Annotated in this window: 26 protein-coding genes; 9 read left to right on the plus strand and 17 right to left on the minus strand. The window is 66.6% G+C overall.

The genetic code is table 11. The annotated features are described in order from the left end of the window. Positions 1 to 8: 8 nt before the first annotated feature. Positions 9 to 1,454 carry a pyruvate kinase gene (gene pyk, locus FOA17_RS03890; RefSeq protein ID WP_149140169.1) on the minus strand — a complete coding sequence of 482 codons (1,446 nt, stop codon included), beginning with the start codon at positions 1,452 to 1,454 and terminating at the stop codon, positions 9 to 11. A gap of 234 nt (positions 1,455 to 1,688) precedes the next feature. Between pyk and FOA17_RS03895 the strand changes: the two genes are divergently transcribed. Further along, positions 1,689 to 2,426 carry an N-formylglutamate amidohydrolase gene (locus tag FOA17_RS03895; RefSeq protein WP_149140170.1) on the plus strand — a complete coding sequence of 246 codons (738 nt, stop codon included), beginning with the start codon at positions 1,689 to 1,691 and terminating at the stop codon, positions 2,424 to 2,426. A 33-nt stretch (positions 2,427 to 2,459) separates the two neighbouring features. On the opposite strand, the gene FOA17_RS03900 is transcribed toward FOA17_RS03895, so the two are convergent. Further along, positions 2,460 to 3,320, minus strand: coding sequence for a D-amino-acid transaminase (locus FOA17_RS03900; RefSeq protein ID WP_149140171.1), 861 nt, complete (start codon positions 3,318 to 3,320; stop codon positions 2,460 to 2,462). Positions 3,321 to 3,511: 191 nt separating this feature from the next. On the opposite strand from FOA17_RS03900, the gene FOA17_RS03905 reads away from it, so the two are divergent. Together FOA17_RS03905 and FOA17_RS03910 are read left to right on the plus strand one after the other, a co-directional pair. Next, entirely contained in the window at positions 3,512 to 4,474 is a 963-nt protein-coding gene (locus FOA17_RS03905; protein WP_149140172.1) for an L-malyl-CoA/beta-methylmalyl-CoA lyase, read from the plus strand. A gap of 284 nt (positions 4,475 to 4,758) precedes the next feature. Further along, on the plus strand, positions 4,759 to 5,718 hold the full coding sequence (locus tag FOA17_RS03910) for an acetyl-CoA carboxylase carboxyltransferase subunit alpha (RefSeq protein ID WP_149140173.1): 960 nt from the start codon (positions 4,759 to 4,761) through the stop codon (positions 5,716 to 5,718). Between the two features lie 84 nt (positions 5,719 to 5,802). Here FOA17_RS03910 and FOA17_RS03915 read toward each other — a convergent pair whose 3' ends face one another. The 4 genes from FOA17_RS03915 to FOA17_RS03930 are packed head-to-tail and all read right to left on the minus strand — an operon-like array spanning position 5,803 to position 8,433. Next, positions 5,803 to 6,138 carry a TfoX/Sxy family protein gene (locus FOA17_RS03915; RefSeq protein ID WP_149140174.1) on the minus strand — a complete coding sequence of 112 codons (336 nt, stop codon included), beginning with the start codon at positions 6,136 to 6,138 and terminating at the stop codon, positions 5,803 to 5,805. Beyond that, positions 6,135 to 6,863 (minus strand): lysophospholipid acyltransferase family protein, encoded by a 729-nt coding sequence (locus tag FOA17_RS03920; RefSeq protein ID WP_149140175.1) that lies wholly within the window; start codon positions 6,861 to 6,863, stop codon positions 6,135 to 6,137. Before FOA17_RS03920 ends, FOA17_RS03915 begins: the two co-directional genes overlap by 4 nt. Next, on the minus strand, positions 6,863 to 7,759 hold the full coding sequence (locus FOA17_RS03925) for a cell division protein FtsX (RefSeq protein ID WP_162528163.1): 897 nt from the start codon (positions 7,757 to 7,759) through the stop codon (positions 6,863 to 6,865). The genes FOA17_RS03920 and FOA17_RS03925 overlap by 1 nt, the downstream gene beginning before the upstream one ends. A gap of 2 nt (positions 7,760 to 7,761) precedes the next feature. Continuing rightward, positions 7,762 to 8,433 carry a cell division ATP-binding protein FtsE gene (locus tag FOA17_RS03930; protein ID WP_149140177.1) on the minus strand — a complete coding sequence of 224 codons (672 nt, stop codon included), beginning with the start codon at positions 8,431 to 8,433 and terminating at the stop codon, positions 7,762 to 7,764. 203 nt (positions 8,434 to 8,636) lie between these two features. On the opposite strand from FOA17_RS03930, the gene FOA17_RS03935 reads away from it, so the two are divergent. Then, entirely contained in the window at positions 8,637 to 9,422 is a 786-nt protein-coding gene (locus FOA17_RS03935) for a zinc-ribbon domain-containing protein (RefSeq protein ID WP_149140178.1), read from the plus strand. A 13-nt stretch (positions 9,423 to 9,435) separates the two neighbouring features. Here FOA17_RS03935 and FOA17_RS03940 read toward each other — a convergent pair whose 3' ends face one another. From FOA17_RS03940 to argH, 6 genes are all read right to left on the minus strand, one after another. Then, positions 9,436 to 11,916: a DUF4175 domain-containing protein gene (locus tag FOA17_RS03940; RefSeq protein WP_149140179.1), complete on the minus strand. Its 2,481-nt coding sequence runs from the start codon at positions 11,914 to 11,916 to the stop codon at positions 9,436 to 9,438. A 25-nt stretch (positions 11,917 to 11,941) separates the two neighbouring features. Further along, the gene (gene lysA, locus FOA17_RS03945; RefSeq protein WP_149140180.1) at positions 11,942 to 13,207 is read right to left on the minus strand and encodes a diaminopimelate decarboxylase; all 1,266 of its coding nucleotides are present in this window, start codon (positions 13,205 to 13,207) and stop codon (positions 11,942 to 11,944) included. A gap of 68 nt (positions 13,208 to 13,275) precedes the next feature. After that, positions 13,276 to 13,593, minus strand: coding sequence for a DUF2834 domain-containing protein (locus FOA17_RS03950; RefSeq protein WP_149140628.1), 318 nt, complete (start codon positions 13,591 to 13,593; stop codon positions 13,276 to 13,278). Between the two features lie 8 nt (positions 13,594 to 13,601). After that, complete coding sequence (locus FOA17_RS03955) at positions 13,602 to 13,805, minus strand: hypothetical protein (RefSeq protein WP_149140181.1); 204 nt, start codon at positions 13,803 to 13,805, stop codon at positions 13,602 to 13,604. Beyond that, positions 13,802 to 13,939 carry a hypothetical protein gene (locus FOA17_RS19865; protein ID WP_203232263.1) on the minus strand — a complete coding sequence of 46 codons (138 nt, stop codon included), beginning with the start codon at positions 13,937 to 13,939 and terminating at the stop codon, positions 13,802 to 13,804. The genes FOA17_RS03955 and FOA17_RS19865 overlap by 4 nt, the downstream gene beginning before the upstream one ends. Positions 13,940 to 13,993: 54 nt before the next feature. Next, positions 13,994 to 15,412, minus strand: coding sequence for an argininosuccinate lyase (gene argH, locus FOA17_RS03960; protein WP_149140182.1), 1,419 nt, complete (start codon positions 15,410 to 15,412; stop codon positions 13,994 to 13,996). A 24-nt stretch (positions 15,413 to 15,436) separates the two neighbouring features. Here argH and FOA17_RS03965 point away from each other — a divergent pair, with 24 nt between their 5' ends. After that, positions 15,437 to 15,985: a TlpA family protein disulfide reductase gene (locus FOA17_RS03965; protein WP_149140183.1), complete on the plus strand. Its 549-nt coding sequence runs from the start codon at positions 15,437 to 15,439 to the stop codon at positions 15,983 to 15,985. 4 nt (positions 15,986 to 15,989) lie between these two features. On the opposite strand, the gene FOA17_RS03970 is transcribed toward FOA17_RS03965, so the two are convergent. Both FOA17_RS03970 and FOA17_RS03975 read right to left on the minus strand, forming a co-directional pair. Continuing rightward, the gene (locus FOA17_RS03970) at positions 15,990 to 16,529 is read right to left on the minus strand and encodes a DUF2087 domain-containing protein (protein WP_149140184.1); all 540 of its coding nucleotides are present in this window, start codon (positions 16,527 to 16,529) and stop codon (positions 15,990 to 15,992) included. A gap of 149 nt (positions 16,530 to 16,678) precedes the next feature. Further along, positions 16,679 to 17,248, minus strand: a complete 570-nt coding sequence (locus FOA17_RS03975) for a DNA-3-methyladenine glycosylase I (RefSeq protein WP_149140185.1) — start codon at positions 17,246 to 17,248, stop codon at positions 16,679 to 16,681. 107 nt (positions 17,249 to 17,355) lie between these two features. Between FOA17_RS03975 and FOA17_RS03980 the strand changes: the two genes are divergently transcribed. From FOA17_RS03980 to yddG, 4 genes are all read left to right on the plus strand, one after another. After that, positions 17,356 to 18,183, plus strand: coding sequence for an EAL domain-containing protein (locus FOA17_RS03980; protein ID WP_149140186.1), 828 nt, complete (start codon positions 17,356 to 17,358; stop codon positions 18,181 to 18,183). Positions 18,184 to 18,309: 126 nt separating this feature from the next. Then, the gene (locus FOA17_RS03985) at positions 18,310 to 19,485 is read left to right on the plus strand and encodes an acetyl-CoA C-acetyltransferase (protein ID WP_149140187.1); all 1,176 of its coding nucleotides are present in this window, start codon (positions 18,310 to 18,312) and stop codon (positions 19,483 to 19,485) included. A gap of 114 nt (positions 19,486 to 19,599) precedes the next feature. Next, positions 19,600 to 20,325, plus strand: a complete 726-nt coding sequence (gene phbB, locus FOA17_RS03990; protein ID WP_149140188.1) for an acetoacetyl-CoA reductase — start codon at positions 19,600 to 19,602, stop codon at positions 20,323 to 20,325. A gap of 94 nt (positions 20,326 to 20,419) precedes the next feature. Next, positions 20,420 to 21,286 (plus strand): aromatic amino acid exporter YddG, encoded by an 867-nt coding sequence (gene yddG, locus FOA17_RS03995; RefSeq protein WP_149140189.1) that lies wholly within the window; start codon positions 20,420 to 20,422, stop codon positions 21,284 to 21,286. On the opposite strand, the gene FOA17_RS04000 is transcribed toward yddG, so the two are convergent. The 3 genes from FOA17_RS04000 to FOA17_RS04010 form a co-directional block, all read right to left on the minus strand. Continuing rightward, positions 21,277 to 21,444, minus strand: a complete 168-nt coding sequence (locus FOA17_RS04000; protein ID WP_149140190.1) for a YdcH family protein — start codon at positions 21,442 to 21,444, stop codon at positions 21,277 to 21,279. The two genes, yddG and FOA17_RS04000, sit on opposite strands and share 10 nt — an antisense overlap. Before the next feature lie 98 nt (positions 21,445 to 21,542). After that, the gene (locus FOA17_RS04005; RefSeq protein ID WP_149140191.1) at positions 21,543 to 22,301 is read right to left on the minus strand and encodes a tRNA1(Val) (adenine(37)-N6)-methyltransferase; all 759 of its coding nucleotides are present in this window, start codon (positions 22,299 to 22,301) and stop codon (positions 21,543 to 21,545) included. Then, positions 22,301 to 22,522: a putative signal transducing protein gene (locus FOA17_RS04010; RefSeq protein ID WP_149140192.1), complete on the minus strand. Its 222-nt coding sequence runs from the start codon at positions 22,520 to 22,522 to the stop codon at positions 22,301 to 22,303. Before FOA17_RS04010 ends, FOA17_RS04005 begins: the two co-directional genes overlap by 1 nt. Between the last annotated feature and the right edge of the window lie 26 nt (positions 22,523 to 22,548).

The raw sequence follows: 22,548 nt of genomic DNA on the forward strand, positions 1-22,548 counted from the left end.
GGGTAAGGTTACTCCGCTTCGGCGCGGTGAATCAACCGCTCGTCACAGGGGGCGACGCGCAGGATGTTCGTCGTGCCCGGCACGTTGAACGGCACGCCCGCGGTGACCACGATCTGATCCGTCGCTTCGGCAAAGCCATAGGTGCGCGCGGCGCGCACGGCCGAGATGACGGCGCCCTTGAAGCGTTCCTGCTCCTCGGTGATGGCGCAATGGGCGCCCCAGGTCAGGCAGAGCCGACGCGCGGTCGATTGCAGCGGCGTCAGGCCGATGATCGGCACGCGTGGCCGTTCGCGGGCGACCAGGCTGACCGTGGTGCCCGACTGGCTGAAGCAGCAGATCGCCTTGATATCGGCGGCCTCGGCGATTTCGCGCGCGGCGGCGACGATGCCGTCGGCCACGGTCTTGCGCGTCACGCGGCGGCTGGCCTCGATGATGTCGCGATAGGTCGCATCGCTTTCGACGCTGATCGCCACGTTGTTCATGGTGTTCACGGCCTCGATCGGGAATTTGCCCGCGGCGCTTTCGGCCGAGAGCATCACCGCATCGGCGCCTTCATAGATCGCGGTCGCCACGTCCGACACCTCGGCCCGGGTGGGCACCGGGCTTTCGATCATGGATTCGAGCATCTGCGTCGCCACGATCACCGGCTTGGCCGCGGCGCGCGCCTTGCGCACCAGTTGCTTCTGGATCGGCGGCACAGCATGGACTGGCAGCTCCACCCCCAGATCGCCACGCGCGACCATGATCCCGTCCGCCACGGCCAGGATGGCATCATAAGTCTTCACGGCGGCGGGTTTCTCGATCTTGGCCAGAATCGCGGCGCGGCCATTGGCCAGGGCGCGGGCCTCGATCACATCCTCGGGGCGCTGCACGAAGCTGAGCGCCAGCCAGTCCACGCCCAGTTGGCAGGCAAATTCCAGATCGACCCGGTCTTTTTGCGACAGCGCGGCCAGCGGCAGCAGCACGTCGGGCACGTTCACGCCCTTGCGGTTGGAGATGGTGCCACCCACGATCACGGTGCAATCGGCGAAATCCTTGCCGCAGCTATCGACGCGCAGGCGCAGCTTGCCGTCATTGACCAGCAGGGTGGAGCCGGCCTCGAGGGCCGCGAAAATCTCGGGGTGCGGCAGGTTCACGCGATGGCCTTCGCCCGGGGTCGGGTCGAGGTCAAAGCGGAAGCTCTGGCCTTCTTCCAGGTCGGCGGCGCCGGCGGCAAAGGTGCCGACGCGCAGTTTCGGCCCCTGAAGGTCGGCCAGAATCGCGATCGGGCGGTCCAGATCGGCCTCGACCTTGCGGATGATCTCGTGCCGGGCGCGGATATCCTCATGGGTGCCGTGGCTCATGTTCAGGCGGAACACATCGGCCCCCGCCTCGAACAGCCCGCGGATCATGGCATAATCCGAGGAGGCCGGGCCAAGCGTGGCCACGATCTTTACGTTGCGCATCCGTCTCATGCTGCGGTTCCTTGTCTCGTGTCTGGCGGGCCAGCGCCCTTATGGCCGATATCGGACCCTGCGGCAATCTGCGCGGCGTTAGCGATAACGGTGTTAGCGGTAACATACGCGTTTTTACCCCCCTGCGTCCAGCGGCAAAGCGGGAAAACGGCGGTCTTTGTCCGATATCGTGGTTTTCAGGATTCCGTTCGGTCCGGTCATGGCCTAACACTTCGGGCAAAAGGTGACGCGCTGATGACACATCCCCCCTTGCAGATCGACGGGGCCGACCGGCCGGGCCGCTGGCTGGTGACCTGTGACCACGCGACGAACCGTGTCCCGCCCGAGGTGAATGGCGGCACGCTGGGCATCGACCCGGCCGACATGGCCCGCCATATCGCCTGGGATCCGGGGGCGGCGGGGGTGGCGCGGGCGCTCGGGCGCGCGCTGGACAGCCCGGTCATCTGTTCCGATTTCTCGCGTCTGGTGATCGACCCGAACCGGGGCGAGGACGATCCGACCCTGCTGATGAAGCTGTATGACGGCACGATCATCCCCGGCAATCGCCATGCCGACGCGGCGGAGCGGGATCGCCGCATGGCGATGCTCTATCATCCCTATCACCGCGCGCTGACCGAACTGGCGGCGCGGCGCGACGATACGGTGATCGTGGCGATTCACAGCTTTACCCCCTGCCTGCGCGGGCGCCGGCCACGGCCCTGGCAGATCGGCATCCTCTATAGCCATCTGGATGAGCGGCTTTCGCGCCCGCTGATTGCGCGGCTTCAGGCCGAAGCGGATTTGTGCGTGGGGGATAACCAGCCCTATTCCGGCCATTTGCCGGGTGATGCCATCGACCGGCACGCTTTGCAGCCGGGGCGACACAATACGCTGATCGAATTGCGCAACGACCTGATCGCGACCGAGGCCCAGCAAGAGGCCTGGGCGCTGCGCCTGGCGCCGATGCTGCAAGAGGTGCTGGCGGGGCTGTAGGCGGGCGCCCGGTCCCGGGCGCCCGGCGGGGCGTCAGAGCGCGGCCTTGCGCATCTCGTCCAGATAGATCTCGCGCATCCGGGTGGCGACGCGGCCGACCTTGCCGTCCGAAAGAGCGGTGCCGTCAATCTCCACCACCGGCATGACAAAGGCGCTGGCCGAGGTAATGAAGGCCTCGTCGGCGGCTTGCGCTTCGGCGATGGTGAAATTGCGCTCCTCGACCTCCATCTGCGCTTCCTTGGCGAAACGCAGCACCGAGGCGCGGGTGATGCCGTGCAGGATGTCCGACGACAGCGCGCGGGTGATGATCTTGTTGCCCTTGACGATATAGGCGTTGTTCGAGGTGCCCTCGGTCACGAACCCGTCCTCGACCAGCCAGGCATCATCGACACCGGCCTTCTTGGCCGCCATCTTGGCCATGGAGGGATAAAGCAACTGCACCGTCTTGATGTCGCGGCGGTGCCAGCGGATATCGGGCACCGAGATCACGCGCCAGCCGGTCTTGGCCGCCGGGCTGTCGGCCAGGCCGGGCTTCGACTGGGTAAACAGCACCACGGTCGGCGGAAGGTCGGCCGGCGGATAGGCGAAATCGCGGTCGCCCGGATTGCCGCGGGTGACTTGCAGATAGACCATGCCGTCGCTGATCGCGTTCCTGGCGACGATCTGGCGAAAAATCTCCAGCCATTCGTCATCGGAATGGGGGTTGGTCATTTCCAGCTCGGACAGGCTGCGGTCCAGGCGGGTGCAATGGCCGGCAAAGTCGATCAGCTTGCCGTCCAGCACGCTGGTCACCTCATAGACGCCATCGGCCATCAGGAAGCCGCGGTCAAAGACCGACACCTTCGCTTCGGCTTCCGGCAGCCAGTCGCCATTGACATAAACGGTGCGGCTCATCACGCGATCCCCTTTGCGCAGCCCTTGATTGCAAGGCGGTTTGCGGCAGCGGGGCGGGCGCGTCAAGCGGCAATGGGGTGTTTCTGCCGCGCAGCAGCCATGCTGCGGGTGCAAATCGCGCTTGATTTCGCGTGCGCAACATAATATCGCAATCGCAGCAATCGCTGAAATTTCCTTGCCGAGAGACGCCGATGAGCTTCCGTATCCAGCCTGCCGCCCCCGCCCGCCCGAACCGTTGCCAACTGTTTGGCCCCGGCTCGCGCCCCGCGCTGTTTGAAAAGATGGCGGCCTCGGCGGCGGATGTCATCAACCTCGATCTGGAGGATTCGGTGGCGCCCTCCGACAAGGATCAGGCGCGCGCCAATATCATCGAGGCGGTGAACACGCTGGATTGGGGTCGCAAGACCCTTTCGGTGCGGATCAACGGGCTGGACACCCCGTTCTGGTATCGCGATGTCGTCGATCTGCTGGAACAGACCGGCGACCGGCTGGACCAGATCATGATCCCCAAGGTGGGCTGCGCCGCCGATGTCTATGCGGTGGATGCGCTGGTGACGGCGATCGAGCGCGCCAAGGGACGGGCGAAACCGATCAGTTTCGAGGTCATCATCGAATCGGCTGCCGGCATCGCCCATGTCGAGGAAATCGCCGCCTCCAGCCTGCGCTTGCAGGCGATGAGCCTGGGCGCCGCCGATTTCGCGGCCAGCATGGGGATGCAGACCACCGGCATCGGCGGCACGCAGGAAAACTACTACATGCTGCGCGAGGGCGTGAAGCACTGGTCCGACCCGTGGCATTGGGCGCAGGCGGCCATCGTCGCAGCCTGCCGCACCCATGGCGTGCTGCCGGTCGATGGCCCCTTCGGCGATTTCAGCGACGATGAGGGCTATCGCGCCCAGGCCCGCCGCTCGGCCACGCTGGGCATGGTGGGCAAATGGGCGATCCATCCCAAGCAGATCGCGCTGGCCAATGAGGTCTTCACCCCTTCCGACGCCGCCGTGGCCGAGGCGCGCGAGATCCTCGCCGCCATGGAGGCCGCCAAGGCCCGGGGCGAGGGGGCGACGGTCTACAAGGGGCGTCTGGTCGATATCGCCTCGATCAAGCAGGCCGAAGTCATCGTCCGTCAGGCCGAGATGATTGCGGCGGGCGTGTAAATATTCGTTGACAGATTGCCCGGCAAAGGCGCAGGCTTCAGGGGCGATAGCACGAAAATTGATCGTTCTCGAAACGATACCCGCGCCGCCAGCGGGGAGAGGAGGCCCCCGGCGGCATCACGGGAGGAGCACGCCCCGCAGCCCAAACTGCGGGGCGTTGCCGTTTCCGGCGCGGCCTGTCGCTGCCCTGCCATCATGCCGAGTTGCATCTTTGTCGCGCGGCGGCCATATAGGAAGCCGTCTGGCGCCACGCGCCCGCACCCGCGCCTGTTGAGGAGTTGCCGATGAATTATCTCGAATTCGAAAAGCCGCTGGCCGAGATCGAGGGCAAGGCCGAGGAGCTTCGGGCGATGGCCCGCTCCAATGCGGAAATGGATGTCGAGAAAGAGGCCGCCGCGCTGGACCGCAAGGCGGAAACCCTGCTGCGCGATCTCTACAAGGATCTGACGCCCTGGCGGAAATGCCAGGTCGCGCGGCACCCCGACCGGCCGCATTGCAAGGATTACATCGACGCGCTGTTCAGCGAATACACCCCCCTGGCGGGCGACCGCGCCTTTGCCGACGATCATGCGATCATGGGCGGGCTGGCGCGGTTCAACGACCAGCCGGTCGTGATCATCGGCCATGAAAAGGGCAATGACACCAAAAGCCGGATCGAACGCAATTTCGGCATGGCGCGGCCCGAAGGCTATCGCAAGGCGATCCGTCTGATGGACATGGCCGACCGTTTCGGCCTGCCGGTGGTGACGCTGGTCGATACGCCCGGCGCCTATCCCGGCAAGGGCGCCGAGGAGCGCGGCCAGGCCGAGGCCATCGCGCGGTCCACCGAGAAATGCCTGCAAATCGGCGTGCCGCTGATCTCGATCATCATCGGCGAGGGCGGTTCGGGCGGGGCGGTGGCCTTTGCTACGGCGAACCGCATCGCCATGCTGGAACACAGCGTCTATTCTGTGATCTCGCCCGAGGGCTGTGCCTCGATCCTGTGGAAGGACGCCGAGAAGATGCGCGAGGCCGCCGAGGCGCTGCGCCTGACCGCGCAGGATTTGCAGAAGCTGGGCGTGATCGACCGCATCGTGAAAGAGCCGCTGGGCGGCGCGCAGCGCGGCCGCAAGGAAACCATCGACGCGGTCGGCAAGGCATTGGAAACCATGCTGAAAGAACTGTCGGGTAAAAAGCCCGACGCCCTGGTCAAGGACCGGCGGCAAAAATTCCTCGACATGGGGTCCAAGGGCCTCGCGGCCTGATCGCGGCCCGTCTTGCGGAGCGGCCGGGGCCGGTGGCCCCGCCCGCGCGCCATGCCTCGGGTCCGGCCTTTGCGGGCCGCACCCTCAGGCGGGACGGCGGCGCGGTTTGCGCGGTTTGGGGGGCGGCAATGCGGCGGCGACGCGGCGCAGGGCCGTGGCGGCCAGATCGGGCTGATCCAGCGCATCCTCCAGGCAGATATGCGGCCGCGCGCCGGGATAGGGCGCGCCCAGCGGGTGATCGGGCAGCAGCGCGCGCGCTTCGGGCAGCAGCTTGAGCCAGAGCAGGTCATCGCAGACCAGCGCCACCACCTTGTCCTCCAGATAGAGCGCATATTCCCCGAACATCGCCCGGGCGCGTAGCGGCCCGGCTTCGGCCAGACCGTCCAGCAGGGCGGCAATGGTGGCCTTGCTGGTGGTCATCGCGCGGTTTCCGCCATCAGCCGGTCGGAGGCGGTTTCCACCGCGCTTTCCAGCCGCTGCATGAAGGCGGCATTGTCGAGGCCGTGGGCGATGGCGGGCAGGAATTCCACCACCGCATTGCCGGGGCGGCGCAGGATGCCGCGCTTGGGCCAGAACAGTCCGACATTGGTGGCGACCGGCACGCAATCCTGGCCAAGCTGTTGATAAAGCAGCGCCGTGCCAACCTTGTAGGGGGCCTTGACGCCCGGCGCGACCCGCGTGCCCTGCGGGTAGATGATCAACTGGCCCGGCAGGCTGGCGCCGGATTTCACATCGGCCATCATGCGGGTGATCGCGGCACCCCGCTTGCCGCGATCGACCGGCACGCAGCCGATGCGCATTGCATACCAGCCCAGGATCGGCGCCCAGACCAGTTCCTTTTTCATGATGAACTTGCCGCGCGGCACCGCCCCGAAGATCAGGATGATGTCGAGAAAGCTCTGGTGTTTGGCGGCGATCAGCACTTCGGTCTGCGGGACGGTGCCGCGCACCTCGGTCCGCAGGCCGCAGAGCGCGCCCAGCGACAGGCGCACCCAGGCACAGAAGCTGCGGCAGGCGGTATGGGCATGGCGGCGGTCGAGCAGCGCCGGGATCAGGAAGACCACGCCGATCACCAGCATCGCCAGATACATCTGCACGATGAAGATCAGCGACAGCAGCCATTGCAGGGGCAGGATTTGGCGCATCAGGTCAGCTCCCGCAGTTTGACATTGGCGGCGCGGCGCGTGGCGGCATAGGCCACGGCGGCGGCGATCACGGGCAGGAGCAGCGGTAGCAGCCAGCCCGCCCCGGTAAAGCCCAGCCCGGTAAGAAAGCCGCCCGCAGCCTCGGCCGAGGGGAGCAGCGCCACGCCGATCATGCCCGCCAGTGCCCCGGCCAGCGCGCCACCAAGCGCGCGCAGGGTAAAGCGGCGCACGAAGGCGCGGGCGATATAGCTGTCGCGCGCCCCGACCAGGCGCAGCACCTCGATCACCTGCGCATTGGCGGCGAGGGCGGCATTGGCGGCCAGCGTGATCATCGCGGCCATGGTGCCACCGATGAGCAGGATCGACATCAGCCCCAGCAGCCGCAGCCGCCCCGCCGCGCTGACCAGCGGACGACGCCAGCGGGTATGGTCATCCAGCACCGCGCCCGGTGCCTCGGCCGCGAGCCTTTGGCGCAGCCCTTCGGCATCGTAGCCGTCTGACGCCTCGGTCAGTTCGATCAGGCGGGGAATCGGCAGCGCCTCCACCGGCAGGTCGGGGCCGAACCACGGCTCCAGCAGCTTGCGCTGTTCCTCATCGGTCAGGGCGCGGGCGCTTTCGACACCGGGGGTGGTGGAGAGGACATCCAGCACCACTCGGGTTTGCAGGTCCAACTGTTCGGGCGGGGCCGAGATGCGCACCGTCGCGGTGCGGGCCAGTGCCTCGGACCAGCGGTCGGCCATGCGCCCCGCCGCGAGCGACAGCGCCAGCGCAAAGACCGCGAGAAAGGTCATGGCCCCGGCGGTGAACGAGGTGAGCCAGGCGGTATGTCCCGAGGGCGGCACCACGCGATCGGCCTGGCGGTCGCCTTGCAGCAGGCGCGAGAGAAGCTGCTTCATCATCACAGATCCGCCCCCGCCAGCTGGATGCGCCGGTTGCGGATGCGCAGCACCCGGGCGGCGACCTGGGCCTTGGCCTGGCGGATCAGGTTCAGGTCATGGGTAGCGATGACGATGGTCTTGCCCATGCGGTTCAGCTCCACCAGCAGGGTCAGCAGCCGCAGCGACATTTCCCAGTCGAGGTTGCCGGTCGGTTCGTCCGCGAGGATCACCTCGGGGTCCATGATGACGGCGCGGGCCAGGGCCGCGCGCTGCCGTTCCCCGCCCGACAGCGAGGGGGGCAGCGCATCGGCCAGATGCCGCAGCCCGACCCAGGTCAGCAGGTCGCCCAGATCGTCATTGCGCACCTCGCGCGCGGCGACGGTCAGCGGCAGGGTGACATTGGCCGCCAGCGGCAGATGATCTAGGAACTGGCAGTTCTGATGCACGACGCCGACGCGCCGGCGGGTCTGCGCCACCTCGTCGCGGCTGAGGCTGCGCACTTCGCGGTCAAAGATCGTGACATGGCCAGAGGTCGGCAGCAGCTCTGCATAGCAAAGCTTGAGAAAGGTCGATTTGCCGGCGCCCGATGGCCCGGTCAGGAAATGGAACGACCCCGGCGCCAGACGCAGCGAGATTTCCGACAGCAATTCGCCGCCGCCATAGCTGTAGGCGACATTTTCAAACGAGATCACGGTCCACCCCTTCCGGCCCGTCCGTCCGGCCGCGCCCGTCGCGCCCGTTCGGTTTTGGCGCACAATCGCGCGGATGCCCGGCGGATTCAACGGTCCGCCATCGCAAAACGGAAATTCCTGCCGGTCTCAGGCTTGGATCGGAAACATATCGTTGCTAGACTCGCGCAAAAGTCACAAGCCGTTGAACGGCAGGAGCGGTCCCCATGCGCCTGATATGCCCCAATTGCGATGCGCAATATGAGGTGGCGGACGATGCGATCCCCGATGAGGGGCGCGATGTGCAATGTTCGGCCTGCGGCCATGCCTGGTATCAGCTTTCGCCCGAGGCGCTGGCGCGTCAGGCCGCAGAGGCCGCGCTGTTCGACCCGCCCGAGCCGGTCGCCCCGCCGCCCCCCGAAGTGAGCCTGCCGGAGGAGGAGCCGGCCTGGGCCGAGCCCGCAACCGAGGCGCCGCCGCCGGCCCCGGCAATGCCGCAGCGCAATCTGGACGAGTCGGTGATGGCGGTCCTGCGCGAGGAGGCCGAGCGCGAGGAACAGGCCCGCGCCCGCGAAGGTGCCGCGCTGGAAATGCAGGGCGATCTCGGGCTGGAAATGGCGGCCCCTTCGGCCGCCGCCCGCCGTATCGCCCAGATGAAAAGCGATGAGGCCGAGGAACATGCCGAGCCGCTGGCCCGGGCCTCCAAGGGGCGCGACCTGCTGCCCGATATCGAGGAGATCAATTCCACCCTCAGCCCCGCCGCGATCGAGGAAGAGCCCGAGGGCGACGGCCCGGTCCTGCAAGGCCGGCGCGGCAGCGGGTTCCGGCTGGGTTTCGGGTTGATGCTGATCCTGGCGCTGCTCCTGGTTGGACTTTACGTCGCGGCCCCGAAACTGGCGCAGAGCGTGCCGGCGCTGGCGGGCCCGATGGAAAGCTATGTCGTTCTGATCGACGGGCTGCGGCTGAAGCTGGATGCGATGATCCAGTCCGCGGTTTCGGCGGTGCAGGGCTGAACCGCGCCGCCGGTCAGAACAGTTCCAGCAACCGCTTGAGGTAATCGCGTTCGGAATCGGCGCGCTGCTGTTCGCCGGCACGGCGGCGGATCTCATCCAGCAAATCCTGCGCGCGGCGCTGCACTTCCTGTTCGGTCAGCAGGTTGCGGTCCGATCCGATGCGCCCGGCATTGCCGGTTTCGCGGCCCAGCGGATCGCGCTGGCCATTGGGGTCGCGCTGCGCAAAGGGTTCGCCGCTGCCGTCCTGCTGCTGGCGGTCGGCCTCGGCCTGCGCCTCGCCCAGGGCACGCATGCCCTGACGCATGGCATCCATCGCCTCGGCCTGCCGGTCCAGTGCGCCCGACAGGTCGCGGTCGCGCAGGGCGCGTTCGGCCTCCTGCATGCGGCGCTCGGCCTCGTCCAGCGCGTCACGCCCCTCGCGGCCGCGTTCGGTGCCGGCACCGGGCAATTGCCCCTGATTGAGCCGATCCAGGCGGTCGCGCAACGCCTGCTGACGATCGGCCAGCGACTGACCGTCCTGACCTTCGCCCGGCTGATCCTGCGGCTGGCCTTGCTCGCCCGGCTGCTGGCCCTGATCGCCCTGCTGAAGATCGCGGAACGCCTCGTCCGACAGGCCCTGCTGGTCGCGCAGCGTTTCCTGCAAGCCCTTCATGCCGGGCATCTGCGGCCCGCCCGATCCGCCGCCGCCTTCGGTCATCTGAAGGTTCTGCAACAGCTGCTGCAACATGGCCATCGCCTCGGCGGCTTCGGCCATCTTGCCCTCCTCCATCAGACGCTGGATCTCATCCATCATCTTCTGGATCTGGTCGCCGGTGATCTGCATCTGCTCGCCCTGATCGCCTTGCGCGCCATCGGGGTTGCGCTCGGCCTCCTCGGCCAGAAGGCGCATGTAATCCTCGGTCGCGGCGCGCAATTCATCCATCAGACTCTGAATTTCCGCCATATCGGCGCCATTGCGGATCGCCTCGTTCAGACGATCCTGCGCGCGTTGCAGGCGTTCGCGGGCCGAGGCGAGATCGCCTTCCTCGACCAGAAGCGCAATCTCCCACAGCTCCTTGGCCAGTTCGTCACGCAGCGCGGGCGTCAGGTCGGCGCGCGCGGCGTCCAGCTTGGCGATGGCCTGTTTCAACCGGGCAAAGGTCTTCTGGTCGCGGATCAGGTCATCGGGCAGATGGGTGACCGCCTTGAAGATCTGGGTGGCGCGCGGGGCATTGCCGCGGTTCCACAACAAATCGCGCCGCATCTCGATGATGGCGGCGGCCAGCGGGTCGAAAAAGCGTTTGCCGGGCAGGATCATCGGCAGGGGGGGCGTGGTGCCGGTCTGCCCCTGGGCATCCTTCACCTCCAGCCGCACCTGCACGGGCAGGTTGGCAAAGGCATGTTCCGACACATCCTCGCGCAGCGCATCCTCAAAGGCGGCGCGGTTGCCGCTGATCGGCAGCGGCAGGTCCAGCACCAGATCGGCGCGCGGTTCGGGGTCGGCGGCCAGCCCGTAGCGGCGGTCCACCTGCGCCAGATGCAGCGTGATGGTGGCCGTGCCGCCGGTGATGCCGAAATCGTCTTCGGCCGCGAAGGGCAGCTTCATCTTGCCATCGCGTTCGCGGCTGGCCTCGCCGGTGACGCGCACGCTGGGGGCGGCATCCTTCAGCGCGACGACCTGCCATTCGCGCCCACCCGGGCCGTTGATCGCAATCGCGCCGTCCTGCATCACCTCGAAATTCTGCGACAGATCCGAGGCAGGCGGCGGCGTGGTGGCGCCTGAGACGGTTTCGCTGAGCGTGAGCGTGCCGACCTCGCCGTAAAGCCGCACCTGCACCCGCGTGCCGCGCGGCAGATCCAGCGGGCCGGCGGCAATGTCATTGAGGTAAAGCGCGGGCTTGCCGGTATGCAGCGGCGGCTGCGCCCAGCCTTCCCATGTGGGGCCGTTCATCATCGCCTCGGCCGCGCCCGGTGCCAGCCCGGTGACCGCGACCACCCGCCAGAGCGACCCGAAGGCCAGTGCCATGACCAGCGCGGTCAGCGCCAGATAGCGCAGCCCGAACGGGTCGCGCGTTGCCAGCCGCAGATCGGGGCGCACGGGTTTCGCCCCGGCGGCGCGGGCGGCCATGCGGGCGCGATGCGCCTGCCAGACCGCGCGGGCGGCGGGATCGTTGCCGCCGATCGCCAGATCATCGGCCAGCGCCGACAGCGGCTGCCCTGGCAAGGACGCATCCAGACGCGCCAGCGCCTCGGTCCGCTGCGGCGGGCGAAAGCGGCGCAGGCCGCTGACCAGCGCCCAGACCAGCCCCAGCAGCACCGCGACCAGCGCTGTCCATGCGGCCTCCAGCGGCAGAAGGTCCGGCAGACCAAATGACAGGAGCGCGAGCGTCGTGATCAGCAGCGACCAGAGCGGCCAGAAGGCCCGCGACAGGCGCTCCGCCCAAAGCCCGGCCCAGGTCAGCCGCAAGGGCCAACGGATGCGCCGCAGCACTTCGGGGGTCGTCGCCTGCTCCATGCCCTCCGTCACATTTCCGGCCGTGTCACAGCCATTCCGGCACGATATCGCGTTTCAGCATCTCGTCATAGTCGGGACGCGCGCGGATGACCGCGAAGTGATCGTCGCGCACAAGCACCTCGGGCACAAGGGGGCGCGAGTTGTATTCGTTGGCCATGACCGCGCCATAGGCCCCGGCCGAGCGGAAAGCCACCAGATCGCCCTCGGCCAGCAGCGGAAGATCGCGCGCCTTGGCAAAGGTATCGCCGGTTTCACAGATCGGCCCGACCACGTCGAAGGGCTGGGTAGGGGCGCCCGGGGCGGGTTCGGCCACCGCGACGATGTCGTGATGCGCGCCATACATCGAGGGGCGCACCAGATCGTTCATGGCGGCGTCCAGGATCAGGAAATCGCGACCCTCGCCGTTCTTGACATAGATCACCCGGCTGACCAGCACGCCGGAATTGCCGGAAATCAGCCGCCCCGGCTCGATCTCGATCTCGCAGCCCAGATGGCCGAGCTTTTCCTTGATCAGCGCGCCGTAATCCAGCGGCAGGGGCGGGGCCTCGTTGGAGCGGGTATAGGGGATGCCCAGCCCGCCGCCCAGATCGAGCCGGCGGATGGTGTGGCCATCGGCGCGCAGCGCGGCGGTCAGGTCGGCCACCTTGTCAAAGGCCTGGCCAAAGGGCTCCAGTTCGGTCAACTGGCTGCCGATATGCACGTCGATGCCCACGGCCTCCAGCCCCGGAAGGCGGGCGATTTCGGCATAGACCTCGCGTGCGCGGGCGATCGGGATGCCGAACTTGTTTTCGCTTTTGCCGGTCGCGATCTTTTCATGGGTCTTGGCATCGACATCGGGGTTCACCCGCACCGTGACCGGCGCGCGCAGGCCCATCGAGGCCGCCACCTCGGACAGCGCCCGCATCTCGGGTTCGCTTTCCAGGTTGAACTGGCGGATGCCGCCCTCAAGGGCTGTGCGCATTTCCTCGCGCGTCTTGCCGACGCCGGAGAACACGATCCGCTCGCCCGGCACGCCGGCGGCCCTGGCGCGCAGATATTCCCCGACCGAAACCACATCCATGCCGGCGCCCAGATCGCCCAGCAGCTTCAGCACCGCGACATTGGACAGCGACTTGATCGCAAAGCAGACCAGATTGTCGAGCGGCGACAGCGCCTCTTTGAACAGCTGGTAATGGCGGGTCAGCGTGGCGGCGGAATAGCAGTAGAACGGCGTGCCGACACTGGCCGCGATTTCGCTCAGCGCGACATCCTCGGCATGCAAGCTGCCATTGCGATAGAGGAAATGATCCATGCGCGGCTCCTGAACCCTGTTGTCCCGCCTAATAGCAGAAGCACAAGGCCACGCAATCCGCGACCGGGTCAGCGGATCGGGGCGGTGCGCAGATAGAGATAAAGCGGCAGGCCACAGGCAAGGCCGATGCCCCAGGTGGCGGGCAGGACCAGCAGCGCGATCCAGTTCCGCCGCACCCAGGTTTCGGCAATGACCCAGAGGCTGAGCGCGCAGGCGGCGATCACCAGATCCCAGGTCAGGCCGATGGTGGCGGCATTGGCCGACCAGGCGGCGACCACATCCTTCAGCCCGCCGCCCGTGGCCTCCATATGCCGCCAGAACCACAGCATTGGATGCACCGCCCCCCAGAGCGCCAGCCCCAGATACATCGCGCGCAGCACCGACAGCCGGCCCGTCACAGCGCGAGCCCGATGCCCAGCGGGCCGAAGCCCGCGCCGATGCGCGCGCCATGCGGCGTCACGCCCAGCCGCAGCGGCCCGGCCCTGGTCCCGACCGAAGGGGTGACCGCGACCCCGGCGGGGGAGACGCCGACACCGACATGCGGCTCCGGCGCCGCGCAGGCCGCCAGCAGCAATGCCAGCGCCGCCAGCCGGATCACAGCGTGCCCACCACGCCGATGCGCGCATCGCCCGAGACGGAAACGCCGGGCGTGGCGCCGGGGGCCTCGGGCGCGCCATCGGCACCGCAGGCCGCCAGCAGGGCCAGAAGACAAAGCGAAAGGGTGATACGCATGCAATGATCCTTGTGTGACGCGGGCCGAAACCTGCGACCCGCGCTCAGGCTGCCTTAGCCGAGTTGCGCCTTCCAGCGGGCAATCTGCGCCGCAACCTGCACCGGCGAAGTTCCGCCGTAAGACTGCCGGGAGTTTACGGAATTCTCCACGCCCAGCACCGAATATACACTCTGGTTTATGCCGGGGTGAACCGATTGCATCTCGGGCATGGTTAGTTCGGGCAGGTCGCAGCCCTTTTTCTCGGCCAGCGCGACCAGCGTGCCGGTGACATGATGCGCCTCGCGGAAGGGCAGCCCCAGTTCGCGCACCAGCCAGTCGGCCAGATCGGTCGCGGTAGAAAAGCCGCTGGCCGCCGCCGCGCGCAGCGTCTGGATCTGCGGAACCATGTCGCTGACCATGCCGGTCATCGCGGCCAGCCCCAGCATCAGCGTATCGGCGGCGTCAAAGACCTGTTCCTTGTCTTCCTGCATATCCTTGGAATAGGTCAGCGGCAGGCCCTTCATCACCGTGAACAGCGCCACCGTCGCCCCCAGGATGCGCCCCAGCTTGGCGCGCAGCAGTTCGGCCGCGTCGGGGTTCTTCTTTTGCGGCATGATCGACGATCCGGTCGTCCATTTGTCGCTCAGCCGCACGAAGCGGAATTGCGCGCTGGACCAGATCACCAGTTCCTCGGCAAAGCGCGACAGGTGCATGGCGCAGATCGACGCGGCCGACAGGAATTCCAGCGCGAAATCGCGGTCCGACACGCTGTCGAGGCTGTTGGCCGTCGGCCGGTCAAAGCCAAGCGCCGCCGCCGTCATGTGGCGGTCGATGGCAAAGCCGGTGCCGGCCAGCGCCGCCGCGCCCAGCGGGCATTCGTTCATGCGCCGCCGCGCATCCTCGAACCGGCTCCGGTCGCGGGCCAGCATTTCGACATAGGCCAGCATGTGATGGCCCCAGGTGACGGGCTGGGCGGTTTGCAGATGGGTGAAGCCCGGCATGATCCAGTCGGCGCCGGCCTCGGCCTGGGCCAGAAAGGCCTGCATCAGCGCGGTCAGCCCGGCAATCGCCGCATCGCATTGGTCGCGCACCCAAAGCCGGAAATCCACCGCGACCTGATCGTTGCGCGACCGCGCCGTGTGCAGACGCTTGCCGGCCTCGCCCACGATTTCGGTCAGGCGGCTTTCGACCGCCATATGGATGTCTTCCTGTTCGACCCGGAACACGAAATTTCCGGCCTCGATCTCTGACAACACCGTGAGCAGGCCTTCCCGAATGGCCTCGGCATCTTTATCCGTCAGGATGCCCTGTGCCGCGAGCATCGCGGCATGGGCGCGGGAACCTGCAATATCCTGCGCGTAAAGCCGCTGGTCGAAACCGATGGAGGCATTGATGGCCTGCATGATGGCATCCGGCCCGGTCTGGAAGCGCCCGCCCCACATGGCATTCGCCGTCTGGGCACTGGCGGTCGGGGTCTTGTCTTCTGCGCTCATCGCGGGCCTGCCTTTGGAGGGGATATGCTGACTTTCCGTGCCGCCGTTCTTTATACGGCCTTGATGTTCGGTGCAAACCCGGCAGCCGCCGATCTGGCAGCCGCCGATGCCCTGCGGGCGGGCGACATGCAGAAACTGAACTTCGCCGAGGCGCAGGCCTTGCCGGAAATCGGGCTTGTGGGGCTGGATGATGCGCCGCGCACGCTGTCGGAGTTTCGCGGCAAATGGGTGGTGCTGAATTTCTGGGCCACCTGGTGCCCGCCCTGCCGCCACGAGATGCCCTCGCTCGGTGCCTTGCAGACCGCGCTTGGCAGTGACCGGTTCGAGGTGGTGACCGTGGCCACCGGGCGCAATGCCGTGCCCGCGATCGAGGAGTTTTTCGCCGAAACCGGCGTGACGCATCTGACCGCCCTGCGCGATCCGAAATCGACGCTGGCGCGCAGTATCGGCATCGCCGGCCTGCCGGTGACGGTGATCCTGAACCCAGAGGGGCAGGAGGTCGGGCGGCTGATCGGCGATGCCGACTGGAACAGCGCCGAGGCCCATGCGGTGCTTTCGGCGCTGATGAACTGACGGCTCAGCCAGAGGGGTGCAGGGCCCGGATCAGGGCCTGTGCCTCGGCCGGCGGGGCCTGTTCGATGCGGCGATAGGCGCGGCCGTCGGCGGTGCGCCAGATCAGCCCGCGCTGCGCCATGCTGCGTCGCAGGATCGCCGGGTCGCCGAACAGATGCAGGTCATGCAGCGCCGCGTTGAAGCCGCGTTCCGTCCAGACCGTGCCGCGTGGCAGTTGCGCCCACAGGCCCCAAAGCGCCAGATGCTGCGCGCCGGTCTTGGCGGGCCAGCTTTTCAACCGCGCCTCGGCGTCAAAATAGCGCCGCACCCGCGCGACCTCTTTCAGATCGACCGCAGGCGGCGCGGGCAGGGGCGCCGCCAGCCTTTCGGCCGCCGTGGCCTGGGCGCGGAAATGCTGGAAATTGCGGTATCCCGCCCCGCGTGCAAGCATGTTCATCAGGCTCAGATGTCCGGGGGTCGCCGCGTCTGCGGCCAGTTCGGTCTTCAGGTGGCGCGCAAGGCGAGAGATGTCATCCGCCCGATAGGGCAGGGCAAGGCGTGTCATGGCAACCTCATGTCAGCCCGGATCAGCGCGGGTCACCCTTGGCGCGCTGGCATGGAGGGAACCATGGCGCGGATCGCAAGCAGGTTTAGCTGGCCTTGCGGCTGGTGACGCCTGGGTGAACTGCCGACCCTTCGGTCAATCTAGGCCCGTCAGGCCCGCGCCGCAAGCCGCGCGTGACAGGGGCAATGGGTCATGTGGTCATTCACCATGCCGGTGGCCTGCATGAAGGCATAGACGATGGTCGGCCCGCAGAACTTGAACCCCTCGGCCTTCAGCGCCTTGGACATGGCGCGCGATTGTGCGGTTTCGGTCGGCACCTCGGCCATGCTGGCAAAGCAGTTCTGGATCGGGTTTCCGCCGACAAAGCGCCACAAGAAGGGCGCGAATCCCTCGCGCGCCTCGATGCGCAGATAGGCCTGCGCGCCGGCGATGGTGCCCTCGATCTTGCCGCGATGGCGCACGATGCCGGCATCGCCCAGCAGGCGCTGCACCTCGGCCTCGCCCCAGGTTGCGATAATCTCGGGGCGAAATCCGGCAAAGGCCGCGCGAAAGGCCTCGCGCTTGCGCAGGATGGTGATCCAGCTCAGCCCGGCCTGAAAACCATCGAGAATCAGCTTCTCGAACAGGGCACGGCCGTCGCGTTCCGGCACGCCCCATTCATGGTCGTGATAGGCGACATAAAGCGGGTCCGAACCACACCAGGTGCAACGCTGTTCCACGGGAACCTCCAAATGCGTAAAACTGGAACTAAATGTGAACTTTCACCCCGTCTTTACCTTTCGCGGCGCAGTCTGTCGAGACATGCGGGGCATGAAAGGACGATCGGATGGCGGGGCAAGGGCAGGAAAGGGCAGGGGTTTCGGGTAGCCCGCTGGCTTTCGTGATCTCCGAACAGGACCGGCAGACGCTGGATATGGTGCAGGCCGCCTTGGCCGAAAGCCGCGTGCGGCTGGCCTTTCAGCCCGTCGTGCTGGCGCAAAGCCCTGATCGCACTGCCTTTTGGGAAGGGCTGGTGCGCGTGCTGGATCCCAAGGGGCGGGTGATCCCGGCCCGCGACTTCATGCCCGTCATCGAAAATACCGAACTCGGCCGGCTGATCGACTGCGCGGCACTGGGCCAGGCCCTGACGACGCTGGCGCGGCACAGCGATGTGCGGCTGTCGGTCAACATGTCGGCGCGCTCCATCGGTTATCCGCGCTGGATGCGCATCCTGAAAAAGGGCTTGCAGACCTCGCCCACCATAGGGGAGCGGCTGATCCTCGAAATCACCGAAAGCTCTGCCATTCTGGTGCCCGAGGTGGTGACCGCCTTCATGGACGATCTGCAACGCGAGGGGATCGCCTTCGCGCTTGACGATTTCGGTGCGGGCTATACCGCCTTTCGGCATTTCAAGGATTTCTTCTTTGACATCATCAAGATCGACGGCCAGTTCATCCGCAACATCCATCGCGACCCCGATAATCAGGTGCTGACCCGGGCGCTGTTGTCCATCGCGCGCCAGTTCGAGATGTTCTGCGTGGCCGAAGCGGTCGAAACCCCCGAAGAGGCGGCCTTTCTGCAATCCATCGGCATGGATTGCCTGCAAGGCTATCTGTTCGGCGCCCCCAGCTTGCGCCCGGCTTTCCTGCCCGAGGAACGGCGGCGACGCGCGTGACGGCGGATATGTGCAAAGCAGACCGCGCAGGTTGCGCAATTTTCTTGCGTGACGTCGGGTTCCGGCCTACCCATGCTGCTGACGCGCGGCGCATGTCGCCGCCTCGGCCAAGGGAAAGGACCAGCCATGACCAATGTCGTTATCGTATCTGCGGGCCGCACGGCGGTTGGCAGCTTCAACGGGGCTTTCGCAAATACGCCTGCGCATGAACTGGGCGCCGCGGTGATCGACGCGGTGGTCGCCCGCGCCGGCATCGACAAGGCCGAGGTGTCGGAAACCATTCTGGGCCAGGTGCTGACCGCCGGTCAGGGCCAGAACCCGGCCCGCCAGGCGCATATTCTGGCCGGCCTCGCAAAGGAAGCGTCCGCCTGGTCGCTGAACCAGGTTTGCGGCTCAGGCCTGCGGGCGGTCGCGCTCGGGGCGCAGCATGTGCAACTCGGCGATGCCGAGATCGTCGTGGCCGGCGGCCAGGAAAGCATGTCGCTCAGCCCCCATGTCGCGCATCTGCGCGCGGGACAGAAGATGGGCGACATGAAGTTCATCGACTCGATGATCAAGGACGGTCTGTGGGATGCCTTCAACGGCTATCACATGGGCCAGACCGCCGAAAACGTGGCGACGCAATGGCAGATCAGCCGCGAAACGCAGGATGAATTCGCGCTGGCCAGCCAGAACAAGGCCGAGGCCGCCCAGAAGGCCGGCAAGTTCAAGGACGAGATCATTCCCTTCACCATCAAGACCCGCAAGGGCGATGTGATCGTGGACATCGACGAATATATCCGTCTCGGCGCCACGATCGAGGCGATGCAAAAGCTGAAGCCCGCCTTCGCGAAGGACGGGTCGGTGACCGCGGGCAATGCGTCGGGCATCAATGACGGTGCGGCGGCGGTCGTGCTGATGACCGAGGCCGAGGCGGCGCGGCGCGGTCTGACGCCGCTGGCGCGCATCGCCTCTTATGCGACGGCGGGTCTTGATCCGTCGATCATGGGCGTTGGCCCGATCCATGCCAGCCGCAAGGCGCTGCAAAAGGCCGGCTGGTCGGTCGCCGATCTGGACCTGATCGAGGCGAACGAGGCTTTTGCCGCGCAGGCCTGCGCGGTCAACAAGGACATGGGTTGGGATCCGGCCAAGGTGAACGTGAACGGCGGCGCGATTGCCATCGGCCATCCGATCGGTGCCTCGGGTTGCCGTATCCTGAACACGCTGCTGTTCGAAATGGGCCGTTCGGGTGCCCGCAAGGGCCTTGCCACGCTGTGTATCGGCGGCGGCATGGGCGTGGCCATGTGCCTCGAACGCGCCTGATTGTCATGTGTGCGTAATATTGCTGCAAAAGCAAAAAAGAGGGCGCAACAATGTTGCGCCCTCTTTTCTTATTCGATAGCTAGATTTCAAAGGTCTTATTCCGGAGGAGGAATCATGTCGAAAGTTGCTTTGGTCACCGGCGGGTCGCGTGGCATCGGTGCTGCCATCTCGATCGCGCTGAAAAATGCGGGCTATACCGTTGCCGCCAATTATGCCGGCAATGATGAGGCCGCCGCGAAATTCACGGCCGAGACCGGCATCAAGACCTATAAATGGTCGGTCGCCGACTATGACGCCTGTGCCGCCGGGATCGCGCAGGTCGAGGCTGATCTGGGCCCGGTCGCCGTGCTGGTCAACAATGCCGGCATCACCCGCGATGCGATGTTCCACAAGATGACGCCCGCGCAGTGGAAAGAGGTGATCGACACCAACCTGACCGGGCTCTTCAACATGACCCACCCGCTCTGGTCGGGGATGCGCGACCGCAAGTTCGGGCGCATCGTCAATATCAGCTCGATCAACGGCCAGAAGGGGCAGGCCGGTCAGGCCAACTATTCCGCCGCGAAATCGGGCGATCTGGGCTTTACCAAGGCCCTGGCGCAGGAGGGCGCGCGCGCCGGCATCACCGTCAACGCGATCTGCCCGGGCTATATCGGCACCGAGATGGTGCGCGCCATTGATGAAAAAGTGCTGAATGAGCGCATCATTCCGCAAATTCCGGTCGGCCGTCTGGGCGAACCGGAGGAGATCGCCCGCTGCGTCGTGTTCCTCGCCTCGGACGAGGCCGGTTTCATCACCGGTTCGACCATCAGCGCGAATGGCGGCCAGTTCTTCGTCTGACCGATCCGACATGCCGCGAAAGGCCCGCTTCGGCGGGCCTTTCTGCTTGCGAGGGGGCGTCGGCAGCGGCAAGGTGCCGCGACCGGAGGATCGGATGACCCGCGCACGCGCTACCTTGATCGGCTTTACGGCAGTCCTGCTCTGGGCGCTGCTGGCCCTGTTCACCATCGGCTCGGCCCCCGTGCCGGCGTTTCAGCTGAACGCGATCTGCTTTGCCATCGGCGGGGGGGTCGGGCTGATCTGGACGCTGGCCACGGGGCAGGTGGCGGCGCTGCGGCGTGTGCCCGTCCAGGTCTATCTTTTTGGCACGGCTGGGCTTTTCGGCTATCATTTTCTGTATTTCACCGCCTTTCGCATCGCACCAAGCGCGGAGACCGGGCTGATCGCCTATCTCTGGCCGCTGTTCATCGTGCTGCTTTCGGGCCTGCTGCCGGGAGAGCGGCTGAGCGTCGCGCATGTCCTGGGCGCGCTGATTGCCTTTGGCGGTGCTGCCCTGATCGTGCTGGGGCGTGAGGGCGGCGAGGCAAATGCCCTGGGTCTGGCGCTGGCCTTTGGCTGTGCGGTGACCTGGGCGGTCTATTCGGTCGCCTCGCGCCGGCTGGGGCAGGTGCCGACGGTCGCGGTCACGGTCTATTGCCTGGCTACCGCGCTCTTGTCGCTGCTGTCTCATGCCCTGCTGGAGGAAACGCGCTGGCCGGAAACCGGGCTGGGCTGGGCGGCCACCCTCGCGCTTGGGGTGGGGCCGGTCGGCCTCGCCTTTTTCACCTGGGATATCGGCATGAAAAAAGGCGACATCCAGTTGCTCGGTGTCGCCTCCTATGCTGCGCCGCTCCTCTCCACGCTGGCGCTGGTGCTGGCCGGGATCGCGCCCCCTTCGCTGCTCCTCCTTGTCGCGGCGCTCCTCATCGCCGGGGGGGCCGCGCTGGCCGCCTGGGCCAGCGCGCGAAAAAATCAGGCGTGAGTCAGACGCTCGATCTCCTCCTTGATCTTCAGCTTCTGCTTTTTCAGGCTGGCGATTTCCAGATCGCTGCTGCCGGGCGCGCGCTGCGCTTTCTCGACCATGTCGGACAGGTGTTCGTGCTTCTTTTTCAGTTCGACAATATGCGAAGCGACGGTCATCCAAACCTCCTGTGCTCTGTTCGGTAGGTTGATTGCAGCACGGATTCGCGCCTCTGTCATCAAAATGTCACCGCCGCAGCGCAGCAATTGCAGGGCATTCAGCCAAACTGCGCTGATAGGTCGCCGCCGTCGCGCAAGATCGCGCTGGCGGCGGGCGTATAGCTCTCACGGTCGCCGTCATGTGATGCGCCGTGATGCAGAACAAAGGGTGCGAGCAGCCGGAACGCCGCCTTTCCGCCCTTGCGGGCGCGCAGAATCACCCGTTTCGCCGCACGTCCCTCGCGCGCGGCCAGCGGCAAGACGGCTGCCGAACCGAGCTTGCCCAACCCGGACAGCAGTTCAGGCAGCGCATCTGCGCCGGCGATCAGGGTCAGCCAGCCCCCCGGCCGCAGACGGCGCGCGGCCACCTGCACCCATTCGGTCAGCGGCACCGCATCCACCTGCATCGCGGTGGCGCGGATCGCAACGGGCGAGGGCGTGCCGCCCGCCGGATAGAAGGGCGGGTTGCAGATCACATGGTCAAAGTCGCGTCGCAGCGCCGCTGGCATGGCGCGCAGATCGCCCTCAACCACGTCCAGCGCGATGCCGTTGCGCGCGGCATTGCGTCGGGCCAGCGCGGCATAGCCCGGTTGCAGTTCCAGCCCTGCCAAGGCGAGCCCCGGCACACGCCGCCCGAGGCACAGCGCCGCCGCCCCGGCCCCGCAACCGAGATCCAGCACGCTTTCCCCGCCTTGCGCCGGACAGGCCGCGGCGAGCAACACCGGATCGGTCGCCGCGCGATAGCCCTGCACCGGCTGCCACAATCGCAACCGCCCGCAGAGGAACTTGTCATCCGAAAGTTGATCTTCGGTAAACATCAGCCGCTCCGCCCGGGATCAATCTCGTTGTCGCGCAGGATGGCAGCGGCCAGAAAGGCGTCCCGCTCCGCGACCATCAGCCGCTGGGGCCACAAACCGATGCCGCCTTCAAGGATGCTCATGTGGACGTCCAGCCGAAACACCGTTATACCCTCGCCCTCAAGAAGGGCTGTGGCAAAGGCGATGACCGTGGGGTCGGTGCTGCGGAGAATCTCTTTCATTTGGCTAGACATGTCGGCAATCCCCG

Source organism: Gemmobacter caeruleus (assembly GCF_008271655.1).
GTDB lineage: Bacteria > Pseudomonadota > Alphaproteobacteria > Rhodobacterales > Rhodobacteraceae > Gemmobacter > Gemmobacter caeruleus.